This window comes from Clostridium sp., from assembly GCF_036642255.1.
Lineage (GTDB): Bacteria > Bacillota > Clostridia > Clostridiales > Clostridiaceae > Clostridium_J.
Map to the genome: position 1 here is coordinate 54898 of NZ_JAVWDJ010000021.1, position 12726 is coordinate 67623.

Annotated in this window: 10 protein-coding genes; all 10 read right to left on the reverse strand. The window is 32.6% G+C overall.

The features are described from left to right. Positions 1-99: 99 nt before the first annotated feature. The 10 genes from arcC to pyrB all read right to left on the reverse strand — a co-directional run bounded on the left by arcC (position 100) and on the right by pyrB (position 11903). Positions 100-1044 carry a carbamate kinase gene (gene arcC / locus RR409_RS12545; protein ID WP_332558104.1) on the reverse strand — a complete coding sequence of 315 codons (945 nt, stop codon included), beginning with the start codon at positions 1042-1044 and terminating at the stop codon, positions 100-102. A 358-nt stretch (positions 1045-1402) separates the two neighbouring features. Further along, positions 1403-4609: a carbamoyl-phosphate synthase large subunit gene (gene carB, locus RR409_RS12550; RefSeq protein ID WP_332558105.1), complete on the reverse strand. Its 3207-nt coding sequence runs from the start codon at positions 4607-4609 to the stop codon at positions 1403-1405. Between the two features lie 15 nt (positions 4610-4624). Then, complete coding sequence (locus tag RR409_RS12555) at positions 4625-5671, reverse strand: carbamoyl phosphate synthase small subunit (protein WP_332558106.1); 1047 nt, start codon at positions 5669-5671, stop codon at positions 4625-4627. Between the two features lie 193 nt (positions 5672-5864). Then, positions 5865-6440 carry an orotate phosphoribosyltransferase gene (gene pyrE / locus RR409_RS12560; protein ID WP_332558107.1) on the reverse strand — a complete coding sequence of 192 codons (576 nt, stop codon included), beginning with the start codon at positions 6438-6440 and terminating at the stop codon, positions 5865-5867. A gap of 142 nt (positions 6441-6582) precedes the next feature. Further along, complete coding sequence (locus RR409_RS12565; protein WP_332558108.1) at positions 6583-7479, reverse strand: dihydroorotate dehydrogenase; 897 nt, start codon at positions 7477-7479, stop codon at positions 6583-6585. A 12-nt stretch (positions 7480-7491) separates the two neighbouring features. Further along, positions 7492-8235 (reverse strand): dihydroorotate dehydrogenase electron transfer subunit, encoded by a 744-nt coding sequence (locus tag RR409_RS12570; RefSeq protein WP_332558109.1) that lies wholly within the window; start codon positions 8233-8235, stop codon positions 7492-7494. 131 nt (positions 8236-8366) lie between these two features. After that, a complete protein-coding gene (pyrF, locus tag RR409_RS12575; RefSeq protein ID WP_332558110.1) occupies positions 8367-9248 on the reverse strand; it encodes an orotidine-5'-phosphate decarboxylase in 882 nt (293 codons plus the stop codon). Then, complete coding sequence (locus tag RR409_RS12580; protein WP_332558111.1) at positions 9245-10453, reverse strand: dihydroorotase; 1209 nt, start codon at positions 10451-10453, stop codon at positions 9245-9247. The genes pyrF and RR409_RS12580 overlap by 4 nt, the downstream gene beginning before the upstream one ends. Positions 10454-10524: 71 nt before the next feature. Beyond that, on the reverse strand, positions 10525-10959 hold the full coding sequence (locus RR409_RS12585) for an aspartate carbamoyltransferase regulatory subunit (RefSeq protein ID WP_332558112.1): 435 nt from the start codon (positions 10957-10959) through the stop codon (positions 10525-10527). Between the two features lie 20 nt (positions 10960-10979). After that, entirely contained in the window at positions 10980-11903 is a 924-nt protein-coding gene (gene pyrB / locus RR409_RS12590; protein ID WP_332558113.1) for an aspartate carbamoyltransferase, read from the reverse strand. Positions 11904-12726 lie beyond the last annotated feature (823 nt).

The following is a 12726-nucleotide window of genomic DNA, read 5'->3' on the forward strand; positions in this document are numbered from 1 at the left end:
AAGCAATTTACTTCCAGGATTTAAGCTAATTTTTAGGTCTACAAAAAAGCTTTAACCCTACAGTGCTGTATTTAGGACTTTAAAATACTCTCATAAAGTTTAACGAACTATTTTTGTTCCAGATAGACCTTTCAATGCTTCCTTAGCTTTTGATAGTGAGGCAATCATTGCAATCTTCTTGTCATCATACATTACAAACTTTTTGCAAGCTTCAACCTTTGGAAGCATACTTCCTGGTGCAAACTGCCCTTCAGCAATATATTTATTTATTTCTTCAAGGTTAATTTCTGCTAACTCTTTTTGCTCTGGCTTATTATAATTTACGCAGACCTTATCTACTGCAGTTAGTATTAAGAGGCAATCTGCATCTAAAATCTCTGCAAGTTTTTCTGCTGCAAAATCCTTATCTATAACTGCTGCAACACCTTTTACCATTTCCTCTTCTCTTATTACAGGTATTCCACCGCCGCCGCAGGAAATTACTATCTTTTCATTCTCAACTAGCTCTTTTATTATGTCTTTTTCTATAACATCAATTGGTTTTGGTGACGCAACAACTCTTCTGTAACCTCTTCCAGCGTCTTCCCTCATTATAAATCCTTGTTCTTTTTCTAGCTTTTCTGCCATTTCTTTAGAATAGAAAGATCCTATTGGTTTTGTTGGATTTTGGAATCCACTATCATTTTTATCCACAACTACCTGAGTAACTACAGTACCTACTGATTTCTTAATTCCTCTTTTATTAAGTTCTTCAGCTATAGAATTTTGCAGATGATATCCTATATATCCTTGTGAGAATGATCCACATACATCGAATGGGAACATTACATTATTAGGATTTTCTTTTATCGCATCTTCTACGGTAGATACAATTTGTCCAACTTGAGGACCGTTTCCATGTACTATAGATACTCTATGTCCATCTTCAATCAAATCAACTATGGAAACCGCTGTTTCCTTACAAGTCTTCAATTGAGCTTGTGCCGTTTTATCTTTTGGGTCAGCTTGCAATGCATTGCCCCCTAATGCTAATACTATTTTCATATTAATTCGCCCCCTCAATTCTGAATTGTTACAAAATTCCCTCTATTTAATGATATATTCCTTTCAATTTTATGTCAATTAATACACTTTATGTATAACTATCTATAAAATGTATATTAATGTATTTATTTATAGCTATTTACAGAACTTATGCCACATAAGATTACATATTTCTAAATATTCTGAATAATTATTATTTTTTATTGCATAAAAATTTTTTTTATTTTTCATAAATAAAGTACACATAATAATAGGTTTATCATGGTATTTTCTTTATAAAAAAGAGTTGTAACTATCTAGCAATTTACTTCTAGATAGTTACAACTCTTTTTGAACTTATTTTTTATATACTTTTTAGTTAATCATAAATTGAATACACACTAACAGCATTATTTTGGAGTTGCCATTTCTTTATGTGAATAATAGCTTTTAAAGTATCTAAGGATGTAATCACTCCAATTCTTCTTTCAACGGCTTCTCTTCTTATGATAAATCCATCTCTGGAAAAAATTTTACCCCTAGTTGGTGTATTTATTACTAAGTCAATGTTTGATGATTTTATATGACTTAGAATATTTGGTTCCCCTTCATTTATCTTACTAACTTCCGCTACTTCTAAATTGAAATTTTTAAGATGCCTAGCTGTTCCGCTTGTACTTATTAGATTAAAACCAAGATTTACTAATTCTTTTGCTAAGTCTGTGAACTCCTGCTTATCTTGATCATTTACGGTGGCAATTATATTTTTATGTTTAAATTCCAAATTTATCCCAGAGGCTAGGAACCCCTTATATAATGCTTCTTCTAATGTAGACCCCACACCCAATACTTCTCCCGTGGATTTCATTTCAGGTCCTAAAGATACTTCAACTTTAGGTAATTTTTCTGTAGAGAATACTGGAACTTTTACAGATATTAGAGAGGGCTCCTTATATAAGTCAATTCCATATGACATATCCTTTAAATTTTCTCCAAGCATGACTTTAGTTGCTATGTCAACAATTGGTACTCCACTAACTTTACTGATATATGGAACAGTTCTACTAGCACGAGGATTAACTTCTATCACATAAATTTCTCCTTTATGCTCAATAAATTGAATGTTTATCATCCCTCTAATACCAATAGCTCTAGCAAGTGCTTTAGCATATTCTATTATTTTATCTTTGGTTTTTTTATTTATATTAATAGAAGGATATATGGATATACTATCTCCAGAGTGTACCCCTGCTCTCTCTAAATGTTCCATAATTCCAGGAATTAATATGTTCTCCCCATCACAAATGGCATCTACTTCAATTTCTCTTCCAATTAGGTATTTATCAATTAATACAGGGGTTTTATTGTCCTTATCAAATGCGTTTTGCAAATAGGTAGAAAGTTCCTTAGCACCGTAAGTTATTTCCATTCCTTGCCCACCAAGAACATAAGAAGGTCTTACTAAAAGTGGGTACCCAAGTAGCTCTCCCACCTTTATTCCTTCTTCTAAGGTGAACACAGCTTTTCCCTTTGGTCTAGTAATATTTAATTCTTCCAGCAAGCAATCAAACTTCTCTCTATCCTCCGCCAAATCTATTTGTTCCGCAGTTGTTCCTAAAATTTTGATGTTTTTTTCTTTTAGGAAAGAAGCAAGTTTAATTGCTGTTTGCCCCCCAAACTGTAGTATAACGCCATAAGGATTTTCTTTTTCGATAATGCTTAACACATCTTCTTCTGTTAATGGTTCGAAGTAAAGCTTGTCAGACATATCAAAATCTGTGCTTACTGTTTCAGGATTATTATTAATAATTATTGTTTCCATCCCTAAAGACTTAAGTGCTAAAACGCTTTGAACTGATGCATAATCAAACTCAATTCCTTGCCCTATTCTTATAGGCCCAGAACCGATAACAATAACTTTTTTATTTTCACTTACTAAAACCTCATCATATTCATCGTAAGTTGAATAATAGTATGGAGATACGGCATCAAATTCGCCTCCACAAGTATCTACCATTTTATATACTGGTTTAATGTTCCATATGTTTCTTAACTTATATATTTCATTTGGGCTTTTATGTAGAAATCTTCCTATAGCCTTATCTGAAAATCCCATCTTCTTTAGGCTGAATAACCAGTCCTTTGTCATATCATCAAATTTACTAATTTTTAATTTTTCTTCTTCATCTACAATATTTTTAATCTTACTGATGAAGAATGGATCTATGCCTGTTATTTCACTAACCTTATCAGCTAAGTAATTTCTTCTTATTAGTTCTGCTAGTACATAAATTCTCTCATCATCTGCATAAATAACTTTTTCTTTTAATTCATTTAAGGTTAGGCTTTTTAGCTCATCATCTTCTAAGGAATACCTTTTTGTTTCTGTGGAACGAATACCTTTTAATAGTGCCGCTTCTAATGTGCTTCCAATAGCCATGATTTCCCCAGTAGCCATCATCTTTGTACCTAGTTCTCTTTTAGCTTCTGCGAATTTATCAAAAGGCCATTTTGGTATTTTAACCACAACATAATCTAAAGATGGTTCAAAGCATGCAAAAGTTTTTTTGGTAACCTCATTTACTATTTCATCTAGTGCATATCCTAAGGCTATTTTGGTTGCAACTTTTGCAATAGGATATCCAGTAGCCTTAGATGCTAGGGCTGACGATCTGCTAACTCTTGGATTTATCTCAATAACTGCATATTCAAAACTACTAGGATTTAGAGCAAGTTGTACATTGCATCCACCTTTTATTCCAACTGCATTTATTATATTTATGGATGCTGATCTTAGTAACTGATATTCCTTATCACTTAATGTTTGGCTTGGCGCTACTACTATACTGTCTCCAGTGTGAATCCCAACTGGGTCTATATTTTCCATATTACATACTGTGATGCAATTACCAAAACTATCTCTTATAACTTCGTATTCAACTTCTTTCCAACCTTTAACACTCTTTTCCACCAGCACCTGCCCTATAGAACTAAGCATAAGCCCTGAAGCTAAGATTTCTTGTAACTCATCCTCATTATTTGCAATTCCACCACCAGTTCCACCTAGAGTGTATGCAGGTCTAATGATTACTGGGTATCCTATTTTATCTGCAAACTTTTTACCACTTTCCATGTCTGTTATTATTTCGCTCTCAATACAAGGTTCATTAATTTCTTCCATTACTTTTTTAAATAACTCTCTATCTTCACCCTTTTTTATAGAATCAATTGTTGTTCCAATAACCTTAACACCATACTTTTCTAATATTCCCTTTTCATATAGTTCTACAGAAAGGTTGAGAGCTGTTTGCCCACCCATTCCTGCTATAAGAGAATCTGGTCTCTCTTTTTCAATAACTTTTTCAACAAATTCTATTGTTAAAGGTTCAATATACACTTTATCCGCAATATTTCTATCCGTCATTATAGTTGCAGGATTAGAGTTTATAAGAACTACTTCTATACCCTCTTCTTTTAGCGCTTGACAGGCTTGAGTTCCTGAATAATCAAATTCTGCAGCTTGGCCAATTATAATTGGGCCAGAGCCGATTACTAGTACTTTCTTTATTTCCTTATTTAATGGCATATTTTTTCCTCCCAACTAAATTACTTCAAGAAATTTATCAAAAATCACTTCTATATCTTTTGGACCTGGACATGCTTCTGGATGAAATTGAACACTGAAAATTGGTAATGTATTATGTCTCATACCTTCTATAGTTCCATCATTTACACTAAGGTGAGTAACTTTCATATCCTTTGGAAGCTCACTAACATAGTATCCATGATTTTGTGAAGTTATATAAACTTTATTCTCTTCTAAATCTTTTACAGGGTGATTACATCCTCTGTGGCCAAATTTTAGTTTAGAGGTTTTTCCACCAAGAGCAATTGCTAATAACTGATGACCTAAACATATTCCTGTAATAGGAACTTTTGATACTAATTCCTTCATAACATCAATGACTTCTACTAAATCTGCTGGGTCCCCAGGGCCGTTTGAAAGAAAAACTAAATCTGGTTTTATAGCTAGTACATCTTTTGCTGATGTGAAACCATTAAACACTGTAATTTTACAACCTCTTGCTTTAAAACAATTAATAATATTTTGCTTAATTCCAAAGTCCAAGATTGCTACATGTTTACCATTACCTTCAATCTCATAACTAGTTTTAGTAGATACATTTCTCACAGCATCAACATTAGAGTAACTATTTAGTAGTGATTTCACTTGTTCAATGTTGCTATGCTCTAAGGAGATAATTCCCTTCATGGTACCATGATTTCTGAGAACCTTTGTAAGTGCTCTTGTATCTATTCCTTCTAATCCAAGTACTTTATGTTCCTTTAAATAGTTCTCTAAAGATAACTCACATCTAAAATTGCTTGGAATATTTGCCTTTTCTCTTACTATAAGACCTTTTACCTTTGGAGCTATGGACTCTACATCCTCCAGATTGATACCATAGTTTCCTATTAGTGGATAAGTCATTGTTACTATTTGCCCATAATATGAAGGATCTGTAAGAATTTCTTGATATCCAGTCATTCCAGTGTTAAATACTACTTCACCTACAGTGCTCGCTAGATACCCAAATGCTTTACCTTCAAAAACCATACCATTTTCAAGAATAAGCTTTGCTTTCATTTATAGTTCCTCCTAAATCGTCTAAATGCAAAATAACATTGATGTTAATCAAGCTAAAATAAAGCATTTTATTTTGGATAAGTACACCTAAAAAATTTATAATTAATTTTTAGGTGTATTGTTGCTATTTTATTGAGATAACTATCCCATAAATATAAAGAATATTATTATCTCAAGAGATTTTATCAGCAATCTATATATTTCTACTTCCTGGTTTTATATATGGAGTGCCTTCTTTACATAGTGGGCAATTTTCTTTTTCAAAACTCTCAACTTCTAATTTGCATGCGCTATAAATTGGATAGTTTAAAGCACAATTTTCACCGGATCTATCAACAATGCAACATACTCCAACTACCTCTGCTCCTAACTTACTCAAGACTTCAACTACTTCTAAAGTGGATTTTCCTGTAGTTATAACATCTTCAGTTATTAAAACTCTTTGTCCTTTTTTTATTTGAAACCCTCTAGATAATGTCATTTCACCATCTTTTCTTTCAGTAAAAACTCCTGGTTTATTAAGTTGCCTTGCTAATTCATAAGCCACTATAATCCCACCCATAGCTGGTCCAACAAGCAAATCAATTTCCAACTCCTTTACTTGATTTGCTACCACCTTCAAAACACTTTCAGCCTTATCTGGATATTGTAGTAGTTTTGCACATTGACAATATCTATTGCTATGTCTCCCAGAGGATAATAAGAAATGCCCCTCTAGTAACGCTTCACATTCTAATAAAGTATCTATAACTATTTTTTCATTATTCAATTTTAATTCCTCCTTATAATTTTTAAAAATTACTAACCAATATTTCAGTGCCTTTTGTGATATACTGCATCAATAAATCCTGTTTTCTTGCCTACTGAAAATATCAATAACAGCTTTAACCTATTATTTTATCTAAAGCACCTTATATGATCCCCGTTATTTCACTAATATCCTTAATATTTTCCTCTATTAAAAAATTACTAATTCCATCAATTATATCTATACCTACAAATGGATTTATGAAATTTGCTGTTCCTATTTGTACTGCTGTAGCTCCTACCATAATGAACTCTAGTGCATCTTGCCAAGTTGAAATTCCCCCTAAACCTATTACAGGCACCGTGCTAACTTTGCAAACCTCATGAACCATTCTTAGTGCTATAGGCTTTATGGCAGGTCCTGATAAACCTGAATATATATTTTCAAATATTGGTTTTCTAGTTTTATAATCTATGGCCATACCCTTAAAGGTGTTCACTAAAGATAAGGCATCTGCTCCTCCATCTATGCAACTTAGTGCCATGTCTACAATATTCTCAGCATTTGGTGATAGCTTAACTATTAAGGGTTTTTTGCAAACCTTTTTCACAGAACTTACAGCCTCATAAGCAACACTTGATTTTATTCCTAATGCCATTCCACCTTGCTTAACATTAGGGCAAGATATATTTAACTCTATAAAATCAACCTCTGTTTCGTTAAGCTTTTTTACACCTTCAATGTATTCCTCTATAGAGGCTCCACCTAAATTAGCAATTATATTAGTATTAAACTCTTTCATTTTAGGAAGTTCATGGTTTATGAATCCATCTACTCCTGGATTTTGAAGTCCTACGCTATTGAGCATACCACCTTTAGTTTCAATCATTCTGACCCCATTATTTCCATCCTTTTTATGAAGCGTCAATCCCTTAGTAGCTACCCCTCCAAGAGATTCCACATCATAAAACTCGTTGTATTCTTCACCAAAACCAAAGGTGCCAGATGCTGCTATTATCGGGTTTTTAAACTCCTTACCACATATATGAACCTTTAACATAACCTATCCCCCCTAAATATCTAATTCCTCACCACTAAATACTGGCCCATCCTTACAGGTTCTTTTATGTCCATGAATTGTTTTGCAAGTGCACACAAGACAAGCACCAACCCCGCAAGCCATTTTCTTTTCCTCGGAAATAAATATCTTTGTATTGGTTTCTCTGCACATTCTTACTACCTTTTTCATCATTACTTCTGGCCCACAACAAAGAACCACATCGTAATTTTCAGGATTAAATATTTCTGTGACATATCCACTATGCCCTAAAACTCCATGCTCTGTAGCAATATTAATGTTATTAACTAGTGGTTTCAATTCTTCTATACAGTAAGGTTCATTTCTGAATCCACCATAAAAATCTACTTCACAACAAGTCAAAGAGCTTGTAACATTGTACATTGGTGCAATTCCTATTCCTCCAGTAACTACAGCTACTTTCCCTTTGATGTTCTCAACATCAAAACCATTTCCTAGAGGCCCTATAAGTTTTATCTCACTATTTTCTTTCAGTTCCTTCAATAACTCTGTTCCTTTTCCTACAACTTGATATATGAATTCTATAGAATCCTTATTAATCTTGTGTATACTTATAGGCCTCCAAAGTATTGGTTCTTGCTCCCAAGCTCTTATCATATAAAACTGGCCCGGTTTTCCTTTGAACTTTCCACTTATAACTAACTTATATATATCCTTACTTAATTCCGTATTTTCTTTAACCTTTTCCACTACATAACTATATTTCGAATTTTCCATAATACACTCCTATAAAGTTCCTTGTATTAACCATTTGAAAATCCACCCTTTCAAAACATCTTTTCAGAGCATTAATCCTTGGTGCCACTTTCTCGCTTAAGTTTAAAATAGAACTTTCTAATATCGTTTCTTTAACTTTCGCTTGCAATAGAATTTACAGCTCTCAGTATTTCATTTTTCATCCTCATAACTTCTTCTTTGGCGTACCTTGCGAAGTTTTCATCCCCTTGTTCTTTACCTTTATAAGCTAGTAGTATTCCTCTAGAAGAGTTAACCACTCCCCCATTTCCATCTTTTAAATATAAGGCTACATCTTCTGCTTTTCCACCTTGAGCACCGTATCCTGGTATTAAAAAGAAAGTATTATCTAAGGAATTTCTAATCTCTATTCCTTCATCTACATGAGTGCATCCAATTACTGCACCTAAAGAACTATATCCACACTGACCCAGGAAACTTTTACCTAAATTATTTATTTTTTCTCCTACGATGTTATATATCTTTCTGCTACCTTTACTTTCTATATACTGAATGTCTGCTGAACCTTTATTTGAGGTCCTTACTAAGATAAAAACTCCCTTTTCTTTGCTTTTTATATAAGGTAGAAAAGGTTCTAGAGTATCCAGTCCCATATATGGACTTAGGGTGATAAAGTCTGCTTCAAATTCCCCCTGAAAGTGTGCCTTTGCATACATTTCTGCAGTGTTTGCTATATCTCCCCTTTTTATATCTCCTATGGTTATTCCACCTTTTGACTTAATATATTTTAAAGTTCTTATATATGCCTTTAATCCATCAATTCCTAATGCCTCATAGTAAGCTATCTGAAGCTTATAGCATGCTACTTCATCAAAAGTCTCATCAATTATTTCTTTATTGAAGCTGAACAAAGCCTCTTCTATAGATTGAAATCTATCCATAAATCCTTTTGGTATATAACTTATATCTGTATCTAATCCCACGCATACATGTCCTTTTTGTGCCACGGCTTTATATAACTTATCTATAATCATCTATTTATTCCTCCAGAAACTTCTTTATAAACAATCTTTCCACCTTTAATTGTAGTTTTTATTTGTCCATAGACTTCAATATTATTAAAAGGTGTATTCTTTCCTTTAGACTCAAATTTGTTGTTGTCTATGATATATCTTTCTTCTGTATCAATAATTACTAAATCTCCATGATACCCTATATCTATAGAACCTTTTCTTTCATTTAAAATTTCACTCGGTCTTTTACTCATTAGTTCACTTAACTTGTTTAAATCTATATAGCCTTCCCTCACAAGGTTTGTATAACAAAGGGAAAATGCCGTTTCAATTCCAGATATTCCTGGAGCACCCTTTTCTTTATCCTCTTTCGAATGTGGTGCATGATCTGTAGCTATAGCATCTACATATCCCTGCTGTATGGCTTTTATTAAATATTTATTATCTTCTTCTTCCCTTAAAGGGGGATTTACAGAATACTTTGTTCTATCGGTGAGCAGGAGGTGATGAGGAGTAACTTCACAAGTTATCTTATGGCCTTTTCTCTTAGCTTGAATTATATACTCCATGGATTCTTTAGTACTTACATGGGCAAAATGCGTTTTACACCCACTATAATGAGCTAAGGTTAGATTTCTCCAGGTCATAGTATTTTCAGCTAATCTCATATCTACCTTAGATAAATCATGATTTTCACAATGACACATCACTGTTATTTCCTTTTCCTTAGCTTTCATCATTGCACTTAATAACACTTCACTGTGCATCACATCTTTGCCATCCTCAGATATAATTTTTACCTGTCCCTTCTCTATGGGCTCCAGATGACTTATGTCTTCACCTATAAAATCCTTAGTTATAGACAATATTTGATTTACCTCTACAAGTCCAATTTCCTCTGCCCTCTTTTGTACATAATCTACAGTTTCTAAGCTACTGCATATGGGATCTGTATTTGCCATAAGATTTACCATGGTGTATCCGCCTCTAACTGCTGCTCGAGATCCACTTTGGATATCTTCCTTATATGTGTAACCTGGCTCTCTAAAGTGAACATGTAAATCCACAAACCCTGGCATTACAGTGAGTCCTGCAGCATCAATAACTTCACATTGTTTATTTAGATTTTCTCCGATTTCTGCTATAACTCCATCTTTTATATAAATATCACCTTTAAAGCTTCCACTCCAATCTACTACTCTACCATTTTTTATACAAAGTTCCATTAAAATTCCCCCTGACCCTTCACTTTATCTTAGTTCTTCAACCCTCTTGGCAAGACGATCTTATTCCTTGTTTAGTACAGCGATGTAACCACCTGTAAGTCATCACAATATTTACACTTATATTCTCTTGTATTCTCATCTACTAAGTAGTGAATGTGGTGCACATACTTTTCTACTGAAGTTACACATCTAGGATTTTTGCATTTGATAACATCTTCTACTACTTCAGGGAGCTTAAGTTTTATTTTTTCTTTTATAATTTCATGTTCAATAATATCTATAGTTATATTTGGATCTATGAGCCCTAGAATTTGATAGTCTAAATCCAAAACATTTTCAATTTTAATAATATCCTTTTTCCCGCACTTTTCACTTTGCACATTCATTATTAGTGCTACACTAAAACTTGCACTATGAAGTTTTAGGAAATTAAAGATTTTTATACCTTCACCTGCTTTAATATGATCTATTACTATTCCATTTTTAATGCTATTAATAGTTAACATAATCTCTTCCCCCTACCTTATTAATAAATTCCTAAAAGTTTTAATATAAGAGCCATTCTTACAAACATTCCATACTTAGCTTGTGGAAAATATTGCGCTCTCTTATCTTGATCAACTTCATAAGCTATTTCATTTACTCTTGGTAGTGGATGAAGTACTATCATGTCATCCTTAGCGCGCTTCATTTTTTCATTATTTAGTATATAAACATCTTTAAGTTTTATATAATCTTCTTCATTAAAAAATCTTTCTCTTTGAACTCTTGTCATATATAAAATATCTAGTTCATCTATGACTTCTTCCATGGTTCTAACTTGTTTAAATTCTATATTTTTCTTTTCCAATATTTCTTTTCTTATATACTCTGGTATCTTAAGTTCTTCTGGGGATATTAAAATAAATTTGTTGTTTTCATAAGCTGATAGGGCTTTAATTAGTGAGTGTACAGTTCTTCCAAACTTTAAATCTCCACAGCAACCAATGATGAGATTATTTAAACTACCTTTTACTGTCCTAATAGTCAGAAGGTCTGTTAAAGTCTGAGTTGGATGTTGATGCCCTCCATCTCCTGCATTAATTACAGGTATATCACTATACTGTGCTGCGATTTGTGGAGCTCCTTCTTTGGGGTGTCTCATTACTGCAATATCTGCATAACAGGCTACTGTTCTGATGGTGTCTGCTATGCTTTCACCTTTTACAGTAGAACTTGAATTAGGTTCTGAAAACCCTATTGTTTTACCCCCAAGTCTTAACATAGCAGCCTCAAAACTAAATCTTGTTCTTGTGCTTGGCTCGTAAAACAAAGTAGCAAGTAATTTTCCTTCACATGAATGTAGAAATTTCTCTGGGGCTTTTACAATTTCATCTGCTAGATTAAAAACTTCATCTAATTCCTCTAGTGTGAAATCCATAGGTTCAATTAAGCTTCTTCCTTTTAACATTAACGACATCTCCTTTTTAACCTCACTGGGATAATTTAAAGGTATTTATAATTTCAGTAAACAGTATTATCCATTTACTGTAATCAGCATAAAGGTTTCTAGAAACACTTTTATAGATTTAAATAATAAGTAATATAATTTTATAAAAATAAAAATGCCTTCCTAAAAAGGAAGGCATTAAATCATCTCTAATCTAATGTAGCTATATAATCTGTATAACTATCACAACTCTCATAATTCTTACAAGAATTTTAATATAGTATAATAAACCATAGCAACTACATGTCACTCTGATATACAACAGATTAATCACTAAATTTCTCTTCCTTTATTGGCCTCTCTGGACCACCTTTAAAAGGATCACTTTTAATTTAATTTTATTATTAATTATATTACTTTCTTTTTACTATTATGTCAAGATAAAATTTTAAAGGTTATTATATTCTTATAATCTGTTCTTCCTTTTTAAATTCATGAAATTGCCTTAAAATCCTCCTTAAAATTCCACATTACTCCTTAGGGACCACACCATTAAACTTTAATTTAACATCATTTTAGAAGGATAATTCTCCCATACTCTTTAGTTAGGAGTTCTTGGCATAAAATTAAACTCTGTTGAGAGTTTAATTTCTTTTTAAAGTTGTTAGCCTTAAGGGGATTGCTGGGACTTTAAAAGATTATCACATAAATCATATAACTATTATTGACAGAAAATCTCTGTTCTGATAATATGATTGTATCGTAATATTGCAATAAATATGTTTTTAATACTTGTGCCTTGGTTATAAATATTAAACAAGAGTTCTCAGTATTGAGTATTTAT

Bases quoted from the DNA above. Each gene is read 5' to 3' on its own strand.
- RR409_RS12580 (WP_332558111.1), bottom strand. From the start codon at position 10,453: ATGGAACTTTGTATAAAAAATGGTAGAGTAGTAGATTGGAGTGGAAGC.
- carB (WP_332558105.1), bottom strand. From the start codon at position 4,609: ATGCCATTAAATAAGGAAATAAAGAAAGTACTAGTAATCGGCTCTGGC.
- RR409_RS12565 (WP_332558108.1), bottom strand. From the start codon at position 7,479: ATGTTAAAGGTTCATATATGTGGTAAGGAGTTTAAAAACCCGATAATA.
- pyrB (WP_332558113.1), bottom strand. From the start codon at position 11,903: ATGTTAAAAGGAAGAAGCTTAATTGAACCTATGGATTTCACACTAGAG.
- pyrF (WP_332558110.1), bottom strand. From the start codon at position 9,248: ATGATTATAGATAAGTTATATAAAGCCGTGGCACAAAAAGGACATGTA.
- arcC (WP_332558104.1), bottom strand. From the start codon at position 1,044: ATGAAAATAGTATTAGCATTAGGGGGCAATGCATTGCAAGCTGACCCA.
- RR409_RS12570 (WP_332558109.1), bottom strand. From the start codon at position 8,235: ATGGAAAATTCGAAATATAGTTATGTAGTGGAAAAGGTTAAAGAAAAT.
- RR409_RS12555 (WP_332558106.1), bottom strand. From the start codon at position 5,671: ATGAAAGCAAAGCTTATTCTTGAAAATGGTATGGTTTTTGAAGGTAAA.
- RR409_RS12585 (WP_332558112.1), bottom strand. From the start codon at position 10,959: ATGTTAACTATTAATAGCATTAAAAATGGAATAGTAATAGATCATATT.